Annotated in this window: 16 protein-coding genes and 2 pseudogenes; 2 read left to right on the top strand and 16 right to left on the bottom strand. The window is 66.3% G+C overall.

The features are described from left to right. Positions 1-9 precede the first annotated feature (9 nt). Positions 10-1,807: pseudogene (locus ACZYZ9_RS17530) on the top strand (PPE domain-containing protein). A gap of 6 nt (positions 1,808-1,813) precedes the next feature. Here the strand turns inward: ACZYZ9_RS17530 and nuoN are convergent. Genes nuoN through ACZYZ9_RS17600 form a run of 14 tightly spaced genes read right to left on the bottom strand, consistent with a single transcriptional unit; the run spans position 1,814 to position 17,233 of the window. Then, positions 1,814-3,379, bottom strand: a complete 1,566-nt coding sequence (nuoN, locus tag ACZYZ9_RS17535) for an NADH-quinone oxidoreductase subunit NuoN (RefSeq protein WP_463827546.1) — start codon at positions 3,377-3,379, stop codon at positions 1,814-1,816. Continuing rightward, entirely contained in the window at positions 3,376-4,965 is a 1,590-nt protein-coding gene (locus ACZYZ9_RS17540) for an NADH-quinone oxidoreductase subunit M (RefSeq protein ID WP_463827547.1), read from the bottom strand. The genes nuoN and ACZYZ9_RS17540 overlap by 4 nt, the downstream gene beginning before the upstream one ends. Next, entirely contained in the window at positions 4,959-6,848 is a 1,890-nt protein-coding gene (nuoL, locus tag ACZYZ9_RS17545; protein WP_463827548.1) for an NADH-quinone oxidoreductase subunit L, read from the bottom strand. The genes ACZYZ9_RS17540 and nuoL overlap by 7 nt, the downstream gene beginning before the upstream one ends. A 10-nt stretch (positions 6,849-6,858) precedes the next feature. Continuing rightward, complete coding sequence (nuoK, locus tag ACZYZ9_RS17550; RefSeq protein ID WP_067408785.1) at positions 6,859-7,158, bottom strand: NADH-quinone oxidoreductase subunit NuoK; 300 nt, start codon at positions 7,156-7,158, stop codon at positions 6,859-6,861. Next, positions 7,155-7,943, bottom strand: coding sequence for an NADH-quinone oxidoreductase subunit J (locus ACZYZ9_RS17555; protein WP_463827549.1), 789 nt, complete (start codon positions 7,941-7,943; stop codon positions 7,155-7,157). The genes nuoK and ACZYZ9_RS17555 overlap by 4 nt, the downstream gene beginning before the upstream one ends. Beyond that, complete coding sequence (gene nuoI / locus ACZYZ9_RS17560; RefSeq protein ID WP_463827550.1) at positions 7,940-8,485, bottom strand: NADH-quinone oxidoreductase subunit NuoI; 546 nt, start codon at positions 8,483-8,485, stop codon at positions 7,940-7,942. Before nuoI ends, ACZYZ9_RS17555 begins: the two co-directional genes overlap by 4 nt. Next, on the bottom strand, positions 8,478-9,740 hold the full coding sequence (gene nuoH / locus ACZYZ9_RS17565; protein WP_463827778.1) for an NADH-quinone oxidoreductase subunit NuoH: 1,263 nt from the start codon (positions 9,738-9,740) through the stop codon (positions 8,478-8,480). The genes nuoI and nuoH overlap by 8 nt, the downstream gene beginning before the upstream one ends. Positions 9,741-9,745: 5 nt before the next feature. Further along, the gene (locus ACZYZ9_RS17570) at positions 9,746-12,190 is read right to left on the bottom strand and encodes an NADH-quinone oxidoreductase subunit G (RefSeq protein WP_463827551.1); all 2,445 of its coding nucleotides are present in this window, start codon (positions 12,188-12,190) and stop codon (positions 9,746-9,748) included. Then, positions 12,187-13,506, bottom strand: coding sequence for an NADH-quinone oxidoreductase subunit NuoF (nuoF, locus tag ACZYZ9_RS17575; RefSeq protein ID WP_463827552.1), 1,320 nt, complete (start codon positions 13,504-13,506; stop codon positions 12,187-12,189). The genes ACZYZ9_RS17570 and nuoF overlap by 4 nt, the downstream gene beginning before the upstream one ends. After that, positions 13,503-14,276 carry an NADH-quinone oxidoreductase subunit NuoE gene (gene nuoE, locus ACZYZ9_RS17580; RefSeq protein ID WP_463827553.1) on the bottom strand — a complete coding sequence of 258 codons (774 nt, stop codon included), beginning with the start codon at positions 14,274-14,276 and terminating at the stop codon, positions 13,503-13,505. Before nuoE ends, nuoF begins: the two co-directional genes overlap by 4 nt. Then, positions 14,273-15,571: an NADH dehydrogenase (quinone) subunit D gene (gene nuoD, locus ACZYZ9_RS17585; RefSeq protein ID WP_463827554.1), complete on the bottom strand. Its 1,299-nt coding sequence runs from the start codon at positions 15,569-15,571 to the stop codon at positions 14,273-14,275. Before nuoD ends, nuoE begins: the two co-directional genes overlap by 4 nt. Then, a complete protein-coding gene (locus ACZYZ9_RS17590; protein ID WP_463827555.1) occupies positions 15,571-16,296 on the bottom strand; it encodes an NADH-quinone oxidoreductase subunit C in 726 nt (241 codons plus the stop codon). Before ACZYZ9_RS17590 ends, nuoD begins: the two co-directional genes overlap by 1 nt. Further along, positions 16,293-16,847 carry a NuoB/complex I 20 kDa subunit family protein gene (locus ACZYZ9_RS17595; RefSeq protein WP_463827556.1) on the bottom strand — a complete coding sequence of 185 codons (555 nt, stop codon included), beginning with the start codon at positions 16,845-16,847 and terminating at the stop codon, positions 16,293-16,295. Before ACZYZ9_RS17595 ends, ACZYZ9_RS17590 begins: the two co-directional genes overlap by 4 nt. 8 nt (positions 16,848-16,855) lie before the next feature. Beyond that, entirely contained in the window at positions 16,856-17,233 is a 378-nt protein-coding gene (locus ACZYZ9_RS17600; protein ID WP_463827557.1) for an NADH-quinone oxidoreductase subunit A, read from the bottom strand. Between the two features lie 394 nt (positions 17,234-17,627). Between ACZYZ9_RS17600 and ACZYZ9_RS17605 the strand changes: the two are divergent. Further along, a pseudogene (locus ACZYZ9_RS17605) lies at positions 17,628-18,126 on the top strand (PPE family protein); the annotation flags it as partial. Between the two features lie 769 nt (positions 18,127-18,895). Here the strand turns inward: ACZYZ9_RS17605 and ACZYZ9_RS17610 are convergent. After that, a complete protein-coding gene (locus tag ACZYZ9_RS17610; protein ID WP_463827558.1) occupies positions 18,896-19,297 on the bottom strand; it encodes an Rv3143 family two-component system response regulator in 402 nt (133 codons plus the stop codon). A 15-nt stretch (positions 19,298-19,312) separates the two neighbouring features. Continuing rightward, a complete protein-coding gene (locus tag ACZYZ9_RS17615) occupies positions 19,313-19,855 on the bottom strand; it encodes a YceI family protein (protein ID WP_463827559.1) in 543 nt (180 codons plus the stop codon). Positions 19,856-19,857: the final 2 nt, after the last annotated feature.

A 19,857-nucleotide genomic window follows, 5' to 3' on the forward strand; every position in this document is an offset into this window, starting at 1 on the left:
GATACCACCTTGAGTTTTTTCACGCTACCGCCCGAGGTCAACTCGTTGCGAATGCTGGCCGGTGCGGGTTCGGTGCCGATGTTGGCCGCGGCCGCGGCCTGGGACGGGCTGGCCGTCGAATTAGCGGGATCCCGCACAGTCTTTCGCGACCGTGGTCTCGGATCTGACGGGTCAAGCGTGGCAGGGTGCGGCGGCGCAGGCGATGGTCGCCGCAGCGACGCCGTATGCGAGCTGGCTTTCGGCGGCCGCTACTCAGGCGTCAAGCATGTCGGCTTCGGCTCAGGGTGTTGTCAGCGCGTTCGAAGCGGCCCGCGCGGCAATTGTGCACCCGGTGGCCGTGGCAGCTAACCGAAACGCGTTCGTGCAGTTGGTGTTATCCAATGTGTTCGGGCAGAACGCGCCCGCGATCGCGGCGGCGGAGAGTGTTTATGAAGAGTTCTGGGCTGCCGATGTGGCAGCGATGGTCGGTTATCACGGCGGCGCCTCGGCAGCGGCGGCCGCATTGTCGCCCTGGACTGCCATGCTGGAAACGTTTCCCGCCCTCAACACCGGCCTGGGAAACATCGGGAACTGGAATCTGGGCGGCGGAAATCTCGGGGACCTGAACCTGGGCAGCGGCAACGTCGGTAGCCGCAACTTCGGCGGTGGCAACCAGGGAAACCTGAACTTCGGCGGCGGAAACCGGGGTGATTACCACGTCGGGTTCGGCAACTACGGGGCCATCAATATCGGTTTCGGCAACGACGGCCAGCTGAATATCGGCTTGGGCAACCACGGCCAAGGCAACTTCGGCATCGGCAACAACGTCAACGGAAACCTCGGCAGCGCCAACAGTTCTCATCCGACCGAAGGGAACTTCGGTAACAACATCGGCAGTGCGAACCGGGGAGCCACCAACTTGGGTGCCGCCAACATCGGCTCAGACAACGTCGGTTTCGGCAACTTCGGGAACAGGAACTTCGGGTTCGGCAACACCGGGAACAACAACATCGGCTTCGGGCTCACCGGCGACAATCAGATCGGCATCGGTGCGCTGAACACCGGGATCGGCAACATCGGCTTCGGCAACTCCGGCAACGGCAACATCGGGTTCGGCAACTCCGGCGACGGCAACGTCGGCTTCTTCAACTCCGGTAACGGCTCCTTCGGCTTCGGCAATTCCGGAAACTTGAATACCGGGTTCTGGAACTCAGGAAGTGACAATGTCGGTATCGGCAACTTCGGTACCAGCAATTTCGGCATCGGCAACGCGGGCAGCCTCAACTTCGGCTCCGGAAACGCCGGCTTGTTGAACTTCGGCTTCGGCAACGCCGGCGACAACAACACCGGGTCGGCCAACACCGGTGAATACAACACCGGCTTCTCGAATGCCGGTGACCGGAACACCGGTTGGGGCAGTTCGGGTGGTACCAATACGGGATTGTTCAACGCGGGCGGCCTGAACACGGGGATCGGCAGCTCAACCACTCCGGTCGGAGCGACGACGTCGGGTTTCGGTAACACCGCACCCAATACCTCCGGGTTTTTCAACTCGACCCATAATTCGTCCGGCTATGGCAACTCCGACCCGTCGTGGTTCAACGGCCCCAGCTCCGGCGTGGGTAACACCGCACCGTTCACCACGGGGCTCTTCAACTCCGGCGGCAGCGCCGTCGGAATCTGGAACACCGGAGGGGCGAATATCGGCGCTTTCAACCCTGGCTACGGCAACACCGGCGTCGGCAATCTGGGCATGTTCAGCTCGGGATTTTTCATTATCGGCGACTTCCAGGCCGGGTTCTTCCGAGGGGTACTCGGCCGGAGTTAGCTCCTCTTAATGCAGCAACTGCCCGGCCTGGTCGGCCAGGTCCAATACCGGCTGCGGGAAGATCCCCAACCCCACAGTCACCAACGCGCACACCGCAATTGCGGCTTTGCTCAGTACGCCGGGCTCCACCACCCGCGGCGTGTCTTCGGTGGGCTCGGTGAAGAACATCGACACGATCACCCGCACGTAGAAGTAGGCCGCGATCGCGCTGAACGTCACACCGATGATCACCAGCGGAACCGCACCGCCCTGGGCGGCCGCCCGGAACACCGCGAACTTGCTGATGAAGCCGCTCGTCAGCGGAATGCCGGCAAACGCCAACAGGAACATCGACAGCATCACGCCGACAATGGGGGAGCGCTGGCCCAGGCCGGCCCAGCGCGCTAAAGACGCCTCTTCCACACCGTCGGCGTCGCGGATCAGGCCGACGATCGCGAACGCGCCCACCGTGCTGAAGCTATAGGCGACCAGGTAGAACAACGTTGCTGACAGGCCGGCGGAATTGTCGGCGATCACGCCCGTGAAGATGAAGCCGACGTGTGCCACCGACGAATAGGCCAGCATCCGCTTGACGTCGGTCTGGTTGATGGCGGTGATGGTGCCGACGGCCATGGTCAGGATCGCGACCCCCCACAGCACCGGACGCCAATCAGCATGCAAGGGCGGCAGCGCAACGTAGATCACCCGCAGCACCGCCCCGAAGGCCGCAACCTTGGTGGCCGCCGCCATGAAGCCAGTGATGGGCGTGGGTGCGCCCTGATACACGTCGGGAATCCAGGAATGGAAGGGGACGGCGCCGACCTTGAACAGCAGGCCCACCGACAGCAGGGCCACACCAGCCAGAGCCATCGTCGTATCGTTCTGGGCCGCAAGCGAATCGCGGATACCGTTCAGGTTCAGGGTGCCGGTCGCCCCGTACAGCAACGCCACACCGTAGAGGAAGAACGCCGACGAGAACGCGCCCAACAGAAAGTATTTCAGCGCCGACTCCTGCGACAGCAGCCGGCGGTGCCGGGCCAGTCCGCACAGCAGATACAACGGCAGCGACAGCACTTCCAGCGCGACGAACATGGTCAGCAGGTCGTTGGACGCGGGGAACACCAGCATGCCGCCGACCGACAGCGTCAGCAGCGGAAACAGCTCGGTTTGGGCGGCTCCGGCGCGCTGCGCCTCCTGCTCGATGTCGCTACCGGGCACCGAGGAGGCTTGCGGGGTAAAGGAATCCAGGCCCGCGAAGACCTTCGTCTTCGTCACGACATGGCTGCGCTCGGCGACGAAGATGGTGGCCAGTACCGCCACCAGCAGCACGGTGCCCTGCAGGAACAGCGCCGGACGGTCCACCGCCATCGCGCCGAGCACCGCGCGCTGACCATCTGCGGGTACCGACCGCGCCACCAGTACGACCGCGACGAACGCGGCGACGAAGCCGCCGAGAGTCAAGATCACCTGCGCGCCATAGCGACTCCGGCGCGGTACGAACGCTTCGACCAGCACGCCGACCACCGCGACGCCGAACACGATGAACATCGGCGACAGCAGGAAGTATTCGACGCTGATGGTGGACAGGTTCATCGGTGCGGTCCTTCGGCTCTACGGGGTACGCCGTTCATCGGCACGACGGGCTTGGGATCGTGCTGCCCGATCGTGCGCATCGTGTTGGCGACGGCCGGATTGACTACGTCCAGTATCGGTTTCGGGTAGACCCCGAGTACCAGCAGCAATGCGATGAGCGGTGCGACGACGATCATTTCGCGGCCGGCGAGATCACGGATCTTGTCGTTGCCGGCGGCCACCGGTCCGGTCATCACGCGCTGGTACAGCCACAGCATGTAGATGGCCGCCAGCACCAGCGCGGTGACTCCGAACGCCGCGGCCAGCCAGTACCGGTTGAAAGTGCCCAGCAGCACCAGGAATTCGCTGACGAACGGTGCCAGCCCGGGCAGCGACAGGGTGGCCATACAGGACACCAGGAAGGTGCCGGCCAGGACCGGGGCCACCTTCTGCACCCCGCCGTAATCGGCGATCAACCTGCTGCCGCGCCGGGAGACCAGGAAACCGGCGATCAGGAACACCGCCGCGGTGGAGATGCCGTGGTTGAGCATGTAGAGCGTGGAGCCGCTCTGACCCTGGGTGGTCATCACGAAGATGCCCGCGATGATGAACCCGAAGTGCGAGATCGAGGTATAGGCGATCAAACGCATCATGTCGGCCTGTCCGATTGCCACAATGGCGCCGTAGATCACCCCGATGATGGCCAGCGTCACGATCACCGGACGAAAATAGGTTGAGGCGTCCGGGAACAGCTGCAGGCAGTAGCGCAGCATGCCGAAGGTACCGACCTTGTCCATCACCGCGGTGATCAACACGGCGGTGGCCGGGGTCGACTCCACCGCAGCGTCGGGCAGCCAGCGGTGGAACGGCCACAGCGGTGCCTTGACGGCGAACGCGAACATGAAGCCCAGGAACAGCGCCTTGAAGACGGCGGGATCGACGTCGCTGTAACGGCCCCACTGCACGCCGGTCACGATCTCGCGGAAGTCGAAGGTGCCGGCCCCACCACCTACCGAGTGCTGGGCGGTCACCACGTACAGCCCGATCACCGCCGCGAGCATGATCAACCCGCCGAACAGGTTGTACAGCAAGAACTTCACCGCTGCCTTCGACCGCCCGGCCCCGTGGCCGAAGCCGCCGATCAGGAAGTACATCGGGATGAGCATGGCTTCGAAGAAGACGTAGAACAGCAGCACGTCGAGGGCGACCACCGAGATCAGCACCATCGATTCGATCGCGAGCGTCAGGGCGACGTAGGCGTGCACGCCCCGGGGGCTGCTTTCTTTCCCATCGTTCCAGCCCGCCACCAGCAGCAGCGGGACCAGCACCGTGGTCAGCAACACCAGGATCAGCGCGATACCGTCCACGCCCAGCGTGTAACCGGCCCCGAAAGCCGGTATCCAGGTGCGCTTTTCGACGAACTGGTAGGTATCTCCGCCGGCCTTGAATCCGACCGTGACCACCAGGGAAACCGCCAGCGTCAGGATGCTGACCACCAAGCCGGTCCACTTGGCCACCCTGCGCAACCCCGGCGGCAGCAGGATGATGAGCACCGAGCCGGCCAGCGGCAGCAGCCACAGCACGCTCAACCAGGGGAAGTTCACCACAGGTTCACCGCCAGCAGCGCACCGGCCAGCACGGCGGCACCGAGCAGCATCGACAACGCGTAGTTGCGGGCGAAGCCGGTCTGCAGGCTGCGCAACCGATTCGACGTCCGGCCCACCAGCGCGGCGAGCCCGTTGACCGAGCCGTCCACGCCGGCGTCGTCGACCTCGACCAGCGCGTGTGTCAGTTGCGCACCGGGGCGCATGAAGACCTCCTCGTTGAAGGCGTCGCCGTAACCGTCGGCGCGTGCAGCGGTGGTCAGCACCGAGACCCGAGCCGGGGCCACCCGTGGGATCTCGGCCTTGCCGCCGTACATCCGGTAGGCGACCGCGATGCCGACGACGACGACACTCAAGGCCGCGGCACTGACCGCCCACGCCGGGATGCCGTGCGCGGACTCCTCGTGCACTCCGACAACCGGTTCGAGCCAGCGCCGCAGGGAGTCGCCATAGGTGAACAGGAAGCCGGAGAACACCGAGCCGAACGCCAGCAGGATCATCGGCGCCGTCATCAACGCGGGTGACTCGTGCGGATGCGAGCCGGGCGCCCAGCGTTTCTTGCCGAAGAACGTCATCAGCATCACGCGGGTCATGTAGAACGCGGTGATTCCCGCACCCAGCAGCGCGGCCCCGCCCAGCACGTAGCCACGGATGCCGCCGGAACCCAGCGCCGCCTCGATGATCGCGTCCTTGGAGAAGAACCCGGCAAAGGGCCAGACCCCGATGATCGCCAGGTAGCCGAGCCCGAACGTGGCGAACGTGATCGGCAGGGCTTTGCGCAGCGCACCGTAGCGGCGCATGTCCTGTTCTTCGTGCATGGCGTGGATGATCGACCCGGAGCCGAGGAACAGGCCGGCTTTGAAGAAGCCGTGGGTGAGCAGGTGCATGATCGCGAACGGGTAGCCGGCCGGGCCGAGGCCGGCGGCCAGCACCATGTAGCCGATCTGGCTCATTGTCGATGCGGCCAGGGCGCGCTTGATGTCGTCTTTGGCGCAGCCGATGAAGGCCCCCAGCATCAGGGTCACCGCGCCGACGATGACGACGGCCAGGCGCGCGTCGGGCGCCAGGTTGAACACCGGGTTGGACCGCACGATGAGGTACACACCGGCGGTCACCATGGTCGCGGCGTGGATCAGCGCCGACACCGGGGTCGGGCCCTCCATGGCGTCGCCCAGCCAGGCTTGCAGCGGAACCTGGGCCGACTTGGCGCATGCCCCCATCAGCAGCAACAGGCCTATCGCGTTCAGCACGCCGGTGCTGGCGGCGGGCGCACCGGCGAAGACGCCGCTGTAGGAGACGGTGCCGAAGGTGGCGAACATCAAGAACATGGCCAGCGCCAGCCCGGCGTCCCCGACCCGGTTCATCACGAACGCCTTCTTGGCCGCCGTCGCCGCCGTGGGTTTGTGGTACCAGAAGCCGATCAGCAGGTAGGACGCCAGGCCCACGCCTTCCCAGCCGACGTAGAGCAGCACGTAGTTGTCAGCGACCACCAGCAGCAGCATGGAGGCCAAAAACAGGTTGAGATACCCGAAAAACCTGCGGCGGTCCTCGTCTTCGGCCATGTAGGCGATCGAGTAGATGTGAATCAACGATCCCACGCCGGAGATCAGCAGCACGAAACACATGGACAGCTGGTCGATCTGCAACCCGAAGTCGACCTGCAGCCCGCCGACCGGGATCCAGCTGAACAGGGTCTGGCGAATGGTGCGGTCGCCCTCGGCGCTGCCGAGCATCTCGGCGAGCAGCGTCGCACCCACGCCGAATGCCGAGAGCGCGGCCAGGGTGCCTAGCCAGTGCCCCCACGCGTCGGTGCGCCTGCCGCCGAACAACAGGATTGCGGCACCCGCCAGAGGCAGTGCCACCAGCAGCCAGGTGTAGTGAATCATGTTGGCGTCGTTAACCCTTGAGTAGATTTGCGTCGTCGACCGACGCCGATTTGCGGGCCCGGAAAATGGTCATGATGATGGCCAGGCCGATCACGACCTCACACGCGGCCACCACCATGGTGAAGAACGCGATCATCTGTCCGTCGAGCCTGCCGTGCATGCGCGCGAAGGTGACGAACGCCAGGTTGACCGCGTTCAGCATCAGCTCGACGCACATGAACATGACGATGGCGTTGCGCCGCAGCAGCACTCCGGCGGCCCCGATGGTGAACAGCAGCGCCGACAGGTACAGGTAATTGGCCGGATTCATGACCGGTCCCCTTTGCGGCCACCCGAAACCGCTTCCGCGGACGGGGTTTCGAGACCGTCGGCCCCGCGCGTGCGCAAGATCCTGGAGACCGACAGCTCCGAATAGGAGCCGTCGGGGAGCAACGCGGCCACGTCGACGGCGTTGTGCCGCGCGTAGACACCGGGGTTGGGCAGGGGGGTGGGGTGTCCACCCGGACGGAAGCGTTCCTCGGCGAGCTCGCGTTGGGTCTTGCGGCGCTCGAAGCGCTCGCGGTGCGCCAGGATCATCGCCCCGACCGCTGCGGTGATCAGCAGCGCACTGGTGAGTTCGAAGGCCCACAGGTAGCGGGAGAAGATGAGCGCCGCAAGGCCTTCGACGTTCCCGTTGCCGTTGGCCGCACTCAGGCCGGAGAAGCCGCCGGTCGCTACGTTGCCGATGGCGGCGATCAGCAGGATGCCGAACCCGATGCCGGTGGCGACAGCGGCGACGCGCTGACCGCGCAGCGTCTCCTTCAGCGATTCCGCCGAGTCGACGCCGATCAGCATCAGCACGAACAGGAACAGCATCATCACCGCGCCGGTGTAGACCACCACCTGGACGACACCCAGGAAGAGCGCGTCCTGGGCCATGTAGAAGACCGCGAGAATGAGCATGGTCATTGCCAGGTACATCGCCGAGTAGACGGCGTTGACGGCCAGCACCACTCCGAGGGCGCCGATCAGCGCCGCGATGCCGAGCACCCAGAACATCACGGCCTCGCCGGTGGAGGTGCGCACCAGCACGTCCGCCGCCAGATTGGCAATCATCGCCGATCCCCGGCTTCCTGGGACTTGCGCAGGCCGGTGGGGGTGATGTTGCCCAGGTAGTAGTCCTTGTCGGTGGCGCCCTCGGCGCGGGGGTGCGGGGGTGCCAGCATGTCCTGCAGCAACGGGGCCAGCAACCGGTCCTTCTCGTAGATCAGGTCGGCGCGATTGTCGTCGGCCAACTCGTAGTCGTTGGTCATGGTCAACGCCCGTGTCGGGCAGGCCTCGATGCACAGACCGCAGCCGATGCAGCGCAGATAGTTGATCTGGTACACGCGGCCGTACCGTTCACCCGGCGAATACCGTGCCTCCTCGGTGTTGTCCGCGCCTTCGACGTAGATCGCGTCGGCCGGGCAGGACCAGGCGCACAACTCGCAGCCGATGCACTTCTCCAGCCCGTCGGGATAGCGGTTGAGCTGGTGACGGCCGTGGTAGCGGGGCGCCACCGGCCCCGGCTTCTCCGGGTACTCCTCGGTGATGTTCTTTTTGAACATCGACCCGAATGTCACCCCGAAGCCGGCCAGGGCGTCCAAGAATTTAGCCACGCGCCTTCTCCTTTACCGCGCCGACGGGTTGGTCGAGCTTCTTCATGGGCAGCGGCGGGACGGGGAATGCCGGTTCGACACTGCCCGCTTCCTGCTGTTGTTTGCTGCGCTGGCGGGCCCGTGCCCGTGCGCTGGGCGCACTGAACGGTTTTCGCAGGGTGGCGATCAGTACCCCGGCCACGACCAGGCTGCTGATCACGAGCACCGTGGTCCAGTGCTGATAGCCCTGGTTCTTCAGGGTGCGGATGACGGCCGCGATCATGATCCACACCAGCGAAGCTGGGATCAGCAGCTTCCAGCCCAACGACATGAACTGGTCGTAGCGGAACCGGGGCAGCGTGGCGCGCAGCCAGAAGTAGATGAACAGGAACGTCCACACCTTGGCGGTGAACCACAGCAGCGGCCACCAGCCGTGATTGGCGCCTTCCCACAGGTTCAACGGCCACGGCGCGTGCCAGCCGCCCAGGAACATCGTCGCCGCCAGCGCCGAAACGGTGGTCATGTTGACGTATTCGGCAAGCATGAAGATCGCGAACTTCAGTGACGAGTACTCGGTGTGGAAACCGGCGACCAGCTCGCCTTCGGCCTCGGGCAGGTCGAACGGCGCCCGGTTGGTCTCGCCGACCATCGAGATCAGGTAGGTCACGAAGGACGGCAGCAGCAGGAAGATGTACCAGACGCGGTCTTGCGCGGCCACGATCTGCGATGTCGACATCGAGCCGGCGAACAGGAACACCGCCGCGAAGGACAACCCCATCGCGACCTCGTAGGAGATCACCTGGGCGGTCGAGCGCACCCCACCCAGCAGTGGGTAGGTGGACCCCGACGCCCAGCCGCCGAGCACGATGCCGTAGACGCCGATGGCCGACAAACCCAGGATGAACAGCACCGCGACCGGGAGGTCGGTCAGCTGCAGCGGCGTCCAATGACCGAAGATCGACACCTCCGGGCCCATCGGGATGAAGGCGAAGGCGGTGAATGCGGGAATCGCCGAGATGGCCGGTGCCGCGAAGTACACGAACCAGTCGACGCCCTTGGGGGTGATGCTTTCCTTCAATGCCAGCTTGACGCCGTCGGCCAGACTCTGCAGCGTGCCCCACGGCCCGGTGCGGTTCGGGCCCGGCCGCAGCTGCATGTAACCCAGGATCTTGCGTTCGGCCAGGATTCCCACCAGGACCGTCAGCACCAGGTAGCCGAAGATCCCGACGGCCTTGATGAGCACCAGCCACAGCGGGTCGTGTCCGAAGGCGGTCAGACCGTTCATACGCTCAGCTCCTGCACATCGCTGCCCGCCGCAACCTGCACTGATAGCTGCACGACGGCGCCGGTCGTCACGCCCAGTTGCTGGTGCACCGCCGAACCCGGCGAATTGAGTGGCAGCCAGGCCACCCGGTCGGGCATGTCGGTGATGTTGAGCGGCAACGTGATTGAGCCGCGGTCCGTGCTCACGGTGACGTCGGCACCGTCGACCGCCCCGATTTCGGCAGCGGTGCCGGCCGACAGCCGAACCGCCGGTTTGCGTGCGGTCCCGGCCAGATGCGGTTCGCCGTCCTGCCCGCGACCGGCGTCCAGCAGCAACCGCCAACCGGTCAGCACCGCTTCACCCGAGCCGGGCTGACCGGGCGGCGCGGCCTCGACCTGCGGGCCGGCCGCGCGCTTGCCGTCCCAGGTACCCAGCGCGGACAGTTCCTCGCGAGCCGATTCCACCGTCGAGCAGTTCAGGTGGATGCCCAACTCGTCGGCCAGCGTGTCGAGCACCCGGTGGTCGGACTGGCGGGCCTGCAGCGAGGTGCCGCGGAACGCCGGTTCGAAACCGCGGTAGCGGCCTTCCCAGTTGACGAAGGCGCCCGACTTCTGCGTGGTGGGCGCGACCGGGAACACCACATCGGCTCGTTCGGTGACGGCGCTGTGCCGCAGTTCCAGGCTGACTACGAACGGCGCCGCGTCCAGCGCGGCCAGCACCGCGTCGGGATCGGCGAAGTCGCCGGGTTCGATCCCGCCGACGAGCAGCGCACCCAACGTCCCGTCGGTCGCGGCGGCCAGAATGCCGTCGGCGTCACGTCCTGTCTCGGCAGGCAATTCGTTGACATGCCAGGCAGCGGCCACCTGCGCGCGGGCGGCGTCGTCGGACACCGGACGGCCACCGGGCAACAGCCCGGGCAGCGCCCCGGCTTCCAACGCTCCGCGCTCACCGGCCCGCCGCGGCACCCACGCCACCCGCGCCCCGGTCGAGTCGGCCAGCCGCGCCACGGCGGAGAACCCGCCAGGCACGGTGGCCAGGCGTTCACCGACCAGGATCACTGCGCCGGGGGTGCTGAGCAGGTCGCCCACCTCGCCGGTGGCCAGACCGTCCAGCGCCGACGGCTCATCCCCGGGCGCGGTCTGCACCAGCCGACCCGACATCTTCTTCAGCGCTCGGGTGGCGAACGGGGCGATCGCGTACACCGGGACGCCGTTCTTGCGCGCCGCCTTACGCAACCGCAGGAACACTCCCGGCGCTTCGTCCTCGGGTTCGAAGCCCACCAGCACCACCACCGGTGCGGTCTCCAGATCCGAGTAGCTGACGGTGACCGGCCGGCCCGCCACCCGTGCCACCAGGAAGTCCGCCTCCTCGGCGGAGTACGGTCGGGCGCGGAAGTCGATGTCGTTGGTGTTCAACACGATTCGCGCAAACTTGGCATACGCGTAGGCGTCTTCCCAGGTGCCCCGGCCGCCGACCAGCACTCCGGTCCGGCCGCGGGCAGCAGTCAGTCCCTGGACCGCGGCCACGATCGCGTGCGACCAGGACGCGGGTTGCAGGGTGCCGTCGGCGTCCCGCAGTAGGGGAGTGGTCAGCACGTCGGGCTGGGTCGCGTACGTGAAGGCCCAGCGGCCCTTGTCGCAGACCCACTCCTCGTTGACTTCCGGGTCGTCGCCGGCCAGTCGACGCATCACCTTGCCGCGGCGGTGGTCGGTGCGCGTCGCGCAGCCGCCCGCGCAGTGCTCGCAGACGCTCGGGCTGGACACCAGGTCGAACGGGCGGGCCCGGAACCGGTAGGACATCCCGGTCAGCGCGCCCACCGGGCAGATCTGCACCGTGTTGCCGGAGAAGTAGGAGTCGAACGGTTCGTTGGCGTAGATGCCGACCTGCTGAAGGGCGCCGCGCTCCTGCATGTCGATGAACGGGTCGCCGGCGATCTGTTCGGAGAACCGGGTGCAGCGGGCGCACAGGATGCAGCGCTCGCGGTCCAGCAGCACCTGCGAGGAGATGTTGATCGGTTTGGCGAAAGTGCGCTTGGGGTCAGTGAAGCGGGACTCCGCGCGACCGTTGGACATCGCCTGGTTCTGCAGCGGACACTCGCCGCCCTTGTCGCACATCGGGCAGTCCAGCGGGTGGTTGATCAGCAGCAGTTCCATCACGCCGTGCTGGGCTTTGTCGGCCGCCGGCGAGGTGAGCTGGGTGCGCACCACCATGTCGTCGGTGCACACGGTGGTGCACGACGCCAGCGGTTTGCGCTGACCCTCCACCTCGACCAGGCACTGCCGGCAGGCACCGACCGGGTCGAGCAGCGGGTGGTCACAGAACCGGGGAATCTGGATACCCATCAGCTCGGCCGCCCGGATCACCAAAGTTCCTTTGGGAACGCTGATTTCGGTGTCATCGATGGTGAGGGACACCATCTCCGGCTGAGCGACGCGGTTTTCGGTGTCGGCAGTTTGGGTCACGCGCTTACTCCATCCAACGTGAGCATCGAATCGCGGGGGTCGAACGGGCAGCCGCCCGTCTCGACGTGGGCGAGGTATTCGTCGCGGAAGAGTTTCAGGGACGACATCACCGGACTGGCGGCGCCGTCACCCAACGCGCAGAACGACTTTCCGAGGATCGCGTCCGCGATGTCCTGCAGCTTGTCCAGGTCTTCGCGGGTGCCGCGCCCGGTTTCCAGGCGGGCGTAGATCTTGTCCAGCCAGAAGGTGCCCTCCCGGCACGGCGTGCACTTGCCGCAGGATTCGTGCTTGTAGAACTCCGTCCAGCGCCGCACCGCCCGTACCACGCAGGTGGTTTCGTCGAAGATCTCCAGCGCCTTCGTGCCGAGCATGGAACCGGCCGCGCCGACCCCTTCGTAGTCCAACGGCACGTCGAGGTGTTCGTCGGTGAGCAGCGGCGTCGACGACCCACCCGGGGTCCAGAACTTGAGCCGGTGCCCGGCCCGGATCCCGCCGGCGTAGTCGAGCAACTCGCGCAGCGTGATGCCCAGCGGCGCCTCGTACTGACCGGGGTTGGTGACGTGTCCGGACAGCGAATACAGCGTGAAGCCGGGCGATTTCTCGCTACCCATGGAACGGAACCACTCGACTCCGTTCAGGATGATCGACGGGACGCTGGCGATGGTCTCGACATTGTTGATCACGGTCGGGCATCCGTAGAGACCCGCCACAGCCGGGAACGGCGGACGCAGCCGAGGCTGGCCGCGGCGCCCTTCCAGCGAGTCGAGCAGTGCGGTTTCCTCGCCGCAGATGTAGGCGCCCGCACCGGCGTGCACCACCAGCTCCAGGTCATATCCCGAGCCGCCGATGTCCCGGCCCAGATAGCCGGCGGCGTAGGCCTCGGCCACTGCGTTCTGCAGCCGTCGGAGCACCGGCACCACTTCGCCGCGCACGTAGATGAAGGCGTGGGTGGCCCGGATCGCGTACGAGGCGATGATGACGCCTTCGACCAGGACGTGCGGGGTGGCCAGCATCAGCGGAATGTCTTTACAGGTACCGGGTTCGGACTCGTCGGCGTTGACCACCAGGTAGTGCGGTTTGGCCGCGGCGCCGGAATCGCCCTGCGGGATGAACGACCATTTGGTCCCGGTGGAGAAACCCGCGCCGCCGCGCCCGCGCAACCCGGAGTCCTTGACCGCGCCGATCACGTCGTCGGGCGCCATGGCCAGGGCCTTCTTCATGGCCCGGTATCCGTCGTGGCGTTCGTAGGTCTCGATGGTCCAGGACTTGGGATCGTCCCAGTAGCGACTGATGACCGGCGTCAGTGGTGTGGTCATGACTGGCCTCCCGCAGGGGTCGGCGCTTCCATGTCGTTCTCCTTGGCCACCCGCAGCCCGGCCAGGGTGGCCGCTCCCGCGCCGCCCTGCCCTTCGTCCGGACGCTGATCCGGCAGGCCCGCCAGGATTCGTGACGTCTCACGGAACTTGCACAACGGTGCGCCCCGGGTGGGCGCGACCGGTTCGCCGGCGCGCAGCGAATCGACGAGTTCGCGCGCGGACTGCGGAGTCTGGTTGTCGTAGAACTCCCAGTTGACCATCACCACCGGTGCGAAGTCGCAGGCGGCGTTGCATTCGATGTGTTGCAAGGTGACGGTGCCGTCGGGTGTGGTCTCGTCGTTGCCGATGCCGAGATGCTCTTTGAGGTCGTCGAATATCGCGTCGCCGCCCATCACCGCACACAGCGTGTTGGTGCACACACCCACCAGGTAGTCACCGGTCGGACCGCGCCGGTACATGGTGTAGAAGCTGGCCACCGCCGAAACCTCGGCACCGGTCAGATCCAGTTGCCGCGCACAGAATTCCAGACCGGCCGGCGTCAGGTAGGAGTCCTCGCCCTGCACCAGATGCAGCAACGGCAGCAACGCCGAACGCTTATTCGGGTACTTGGCGATGATCTCCTTGGCCTCGACCTCCAGGCGCGAGTGCACTTCCGGCGGGTACGACTGCGGCGCACCCTCAACGACGAACTGGCTCGGCTCCTCCGGCGGCGGTCCGAGCCGGAGGAAAACCCTTTCGCCACCGTTACTTCCGACATTCGGAACTGTCATCGGTCCACTCCGCCCATGACCGGGTCGATGCTGGCGACGGCGGTGATCAGGTCGGCGACCATGCCACCCTCACACATTGCGGCGACGGACTGCAGGTTGGTGAACGACGGGTCCCGGTAGTGCACCCGATAGGGGCGGGTACCGCCGTCGCTGACCATGTGCACGCCGAGTTCGCCGCGCGGTGACTCCACCGCCACGTACACCTGGCCGGCTGGCACCCGGATGCCCTCGGTCACCAGCTTGAAGTGATGGATCAGCGCCTCCATCGAGCTGCCCATGATCTTGGCGATGTGCTCGGGTGAGTTGCCCATCCCGTCAGGGCCCACGTAAAGGTCTGCGGGCCAAGCGATTTTGCGGTCCTCGACCATGGTCGGGCCGGGCTTGAGCTTGTCCAGACACTGCTCGACGATCTTGACCGACTCCCACATCTCGTTGACGCGGATGATGTAGCGCCCGTAGGCGTCACAGGTGTCTTCGGTGATGACGTCGAATTCGTAGTCCTGGTATCCGCAATACGGTTCACTCTTGCGCAAGTCGTGCGGCAGCCCGGTGGCACGCAGAATCGGACCCGTGATGCCCAGTGCCATGCAACCGGTCAGGTCCAGGTAACCGATGTCCTCGGTGCGGGCCTTCCAGATGGCGTTCTCGTTGAGCAGCTCGCCCATTTGGCGAAGCGGGACCCGCAGCTCCTTGAGGGCGGCGGCGATCTCGTCAATCCCGTTGGGCGGCAGGTCTTGTGCCAGTCCGCCCGGCCGGATGTAGGCGCTGTTCATCCGCAGGCCGGTGATCTTCTCGAACAGGGTGAGGACGATCTCACGGGCCCGGAAGCCGACGAACATCGGTGTCATGGCGCCCAGTTCCATCCCACCGGTGGCCAGCGCGACCAGGTGCGAAGAAATCCGGTTCAGTTCCATCATCATCACCCGGATGACGTTGACCCGTTCGGGGATCTCGTCGGTGATGCCGAGCAGCTTCTCCACGCCCAGGCAGAACGCCGTCTCGTTGAAAAACGGTGCCAGATAATCCATCCGGGTCACAAAGGTGACGCCCTGCGTCCAGTACCGGTATTCGAGATTCTTCTCGATTCCGGTGTGCAGGTAGCCGATCCCGCACCGGGCCTCGGTCACCGTCTCGCCTTCGATCTCGAGGATCAGCCGCAGCACGCCGTGAGTGGACGGGTGCTGGGGGCCCATGTTGACGACGATGCGCTCCCCGGGATCGGCGTTGCGCGCGGCGTCGACGACCTTGTCCCAGTCCTGGCCGCCGGCGACGACGAGGGTTTCCGTGGTGCTCATCAGTTGTAACCCCTGCGCTCGTCGGGCGGCGGAATCTGCGCGCCCTTGTACTCGACCGGGATACCACCCAGCGGGTAGTCCTTGCGTTGCGGATGCCCGTGCCAGTCGTCGGGCATCTCGATGCGGGTCAGCGACGGGTGTCCGTCGAAGATGATCCCGAAGAAGTCGTAGGTCTCGCGCTCGTGCCAGTCGTTGGTCGGGTAGATACCGAACAGTGACGGGATGTGCGGATCACTGTCTGGCGCAGACACTTCCAGTCGCAGCCGACGGTTGTGCGTGATCGATTTGAGTGGGTACACCGCGTGCAGTTCCCGGCCCGTCTCGTTGGGGTAGTGCACCCCGCTCACGCCCAGGCACAGCTCGAACCGCAGCTCGGGCTCGTCGCGCAGGCGCTGAGCCACCTGCGGCAGCAGGTCCCGGTGCACGTGCAACGTGAGTTCGTCGCGGTCGACCACCACTTTCTCGATAGCCTCGTCGAACTCGACGCCGTCGCGCGACAGGGCCTCGCCCAGTCGGTCGGCGATGTCGTCGAAGTAGCTGCCGTAGGGGCGCGGGCTGCCACCGGGCAGTGTCACTTTGCGGACCAGCCGACCGTAACCGGAGGTGTCGCCGGTGCCGGACACCCCGAACATGCCGCGGCGGACGTCGATCACTTCGCCGCCCACCGGCACCTGGACGCCCGGGGTGACCGCTGCGCCCTGCGGATCCTTGTCCGGTGAGCTCATCGCAGCATTCCGCGCATCTCGATCGTGGGCCTGGCCGCCATGGCCGCCTCTTCGGCCTCGGCGATGGCACGCTCCCGGTTGACGCCCAACGGCATCTCCTGAATCTTGTCGTGCAGCTTCAGGATTGCGTACAACAGCATCTCGGGCCGCGGCGGACAACCGGGCAGGTAGATGTCCACCGGCACCACATGGTCCACGCCCTGCACCACGGCGTAGTTGTTGAACATCCCACCCGAAGATGCGCACACGCCCATCGCCAGGACCCACTTGGGTTCGGCCATCTGGTCGTAGATCTGGCGCAGCACCGGCGCCATCTTCTGGCTGACCCGGCCCGCGACGATCATCAGGTCGGCTTGGCGCGGCGTCGCTGAAAAGCGCTCCATGCCGAACCGGGCGATGTCGAACCTCGGGCCGGCCGTCGCCATCATCTCGATCGCACAACAGGCCAATCCGAACGTCGCCGGCCACAGCGAATTCTTGCGGACATAGCCCGCGACCTTCTCGACCGTCGACAGCAGGATCCCGCCGGGCAGCTGTTCTTCGAGTCCCACGTCCTACCTCAATCCCACGTCAGGCCCCCGCGGCGCCACACATATGCGTAGGCCACGAAAACCGTGAGCATGAATATGACCATCTCGACGAGGGCAAAGGTCCCCAGCGAGTCGAAACTGACCGCCCACGGATAGAGGAACACGATTTCGATGTCGAAGACGATGAACAACATCGCGGTCAGGTAATACTTCACCGGGAAGCGCTGACCGGTGGGTGCGTTCGGTCCGCTGAACCCGGTCTCGGTGGGCTCGATGCCGCATTCGTAGGCTGCCAGCTTCGACCTGTTGTAGCGAGTCGGACCGGTGATGCTCGCCAGGAATACCGATCCGATGGCAAAGGCTGCGCCGATGCCCGCGAGCACGAAAATGGGTATGTAGGGATTCAACTCGCTCCGCCATCCGTCGTTTGGGCCGCCAGCGCAGCGGCCGCCGGTGACATCCGGGCTGGCCCAGCGCATGACACGTGTGACGGACCGGGCATGTGGACCGTCACAGTGACCTTCAACATAGTCGCGCGGCGCCCGGGGCACATGTCCGGGGTCAAGCTCTTGGACATGTCATAAATCCTTGCCTGTCAACTCGGATCGTGCCGGGACGGCGCCCAGTGGTACAGGACTGTCGAAAAGCTCGAATTCAGGCGTGTAGCCAGGCAAGATGCGGTTGATTCCGGCGACCGGCAGACGTCTCGGAGCGCTTGTTGTTACCCTTGCCACTGGACTGCTGCCGGGATTTGCGGCGTTCGCAAAAGCCGCCGACGGCCGATCTGGGAGGACGCGACCTGTGAACTTTTTCACACTACCGCCGGAGATCAACTCCTTGCGCATGTTCCTCGGCGCGGGTAGCGCGCCGATGTTGCAGGCGGCCGCCGCGTGGGACGGCCTGGCCGCGGAGTTGGGGTCGGCTGCCGAATCGTTCGGATCGGTGATCTCGAACCTGGCCGGACAGGCGTGGCAGGGCCCGGCGGCGGCGGCGATGGCGGCCGCCGCGGCGCCGTACGCGGGCTGGCTGGCAGCGGCGGCATCTCAGTCCTTGGGGGCGGCCGGGCAGGCGAGAGCGGTCGTGAGCGCGTTCGAGGCGGCCCGCGCGGCGACCGTTCATCCAGCAGCTGTGGAGCAGAACCGCAATGCCTTCGTCCAGCTCGTGATGTCGAACCTGTTCGGTCAGAATGCGCCATTGATCGCGTTGGCCGAGAACATCTACGAGGAGATGTGGGCCGCGGACGTCACCGCGATGGCCGGCTACTACGCCGGTGCCGCGGCGGCCGCCGCGCAGGTGGTGCCGTGGCAGACCGTGCTCGAGAGCTTCCCGGCGCTGACCGGCGGCTTGGCCGGCGGACTCAGCGCGCTGGCCGGATCGGGTGCGGGTAGCGGTAACGGTGCGGCCGCCGGTGGCGGCGGTGGCGCCCAGGGCGGGGCGGGCCCGGTCAGCACCGGCGCTGCCAGCGCGGCGGGCGGCGGTGGTGCTGCCGGTGGCATGGGCGGCACCGATCCCGGGATGGCGTCGGCCGGTGCCGCAGCCGGTGACCCGTCGGCGTACAGCGACGGCGGTGCGGCGGCCGCGCCTGCCGCGGCGAGCAGCGCAGGCGCCACGACCGCCAACCCCGGCGTCGCCAGTCCCGGCGTGGTGAGTCCCGGCCTCGGCGGCTTCGCCATGATGCCGATGGCGGTCGGCGGGTTGGCCATGGCCGGATTGCTCGGCGACAGGCCGTCGGTGCCGGTTCCGACGAAGTCGGCGGAATCAGAGCAGGACAAGCAAGCCGAGAAGGCCGAGAAGGACGAAGCGCCGGTGGCGGAGGAGTCGGTGACCCCGGAGGCCGAGGTTCCGGCGATGAGCGTGCTGCCGACGGCCGCGCCCGGTATCGCGGTCGCCGCTGCCCCGGGCGAAGCGACGCGCGCCGCCGCGGCGAGCGGATCCGGCATCCCGGTGTCGACTTTCCGGGCATCGGAGGCCGCGCCGGAAGCAGATGCGGAATCGGCGGAGGCCCAGTTCCGTCCCCGGGCAACCGAGCCGGAGCGCATTCAGGTCCGCGGCGCCTGAGCTGTACCGGATCAGTGCGCAGGCGCGCGCAACAGGTTGAGCACCGTGCGGCCCAGCACGATCGGGTCGAGCGGGTGAGGCACTGCGGCCTCGGCGCGTGACCAGTTGGCCAGCCATGCATCGTCGGGCCGGCCGGTCAGGACCAGGATCGGCGGACAGCTGGACAGTTCGTCCTTGAGTTGTTTCGCGATGCCCATGCCGCCGGTCGGTGCCGCTTCGCCGTCGAGAATGGCCAGGTCGATGCCGCCTTCGTCCATCGTCCGGATCACCATCGGGCCGGTCGCGACCTCGACATAGCTCAACTCGGGCAGGTCCGGGTGCAGCCGTTTACCCAGCGCCTGCATCACCTGCTCGCGGGTCTGCACGTTGTCGCTGTAGACGAGGATCTTCAGGGGGCTGCTCGAGTCAGGCACGGTCCAGATCGTAATTCACGCGGTCCCGGAGGATCGCACGAAGACGGCTTCTGCTGACACGGTGACGGTGTCGGACATGACACCCATCTTGTTCCAGTCCACGTTGAACCGGGTCCGGTCGAGCTGCGTCTCGCCGCGGATCTGCACCGAACCGTCGTCCTGCTCGGTGATGGTCACCGGCAGCGTCACCGGTTGGCTGACGCCTTTGATGGTGAAATCGGTGCGCAGCTCGGCGCTCTTGCCCGGACCCGGCTGCAGTTCGTTGACCAGGACGGTGATTGTCGGGAAGCGCTGGGCGTCGAAGAAGTCAGCGGACAGCAGGTGCCGGTCGCGACGGCCGATGCCGGTGTGCAGGGACGTGACCACGATGGTGAACCGTCCCGCAACGGTGCCGTCAGCGGCGAGCCGGCCGTCGCCGCTGAATTTGGTGAACTTGCCTTTGACGGGCAGCGCGCCCCACATGTTCCTGATCCGGAAACCCACCGACGAGCGGTCCGGCACCAGAGTCCACGATCCGGTGCTCTCCGGGTCGGCGAGCAGACTCTCCAGCGTTGTCATCC

It is taken from the genome of Mycobacterium sp. IDUB_28, from assembly GCF_055419285.1.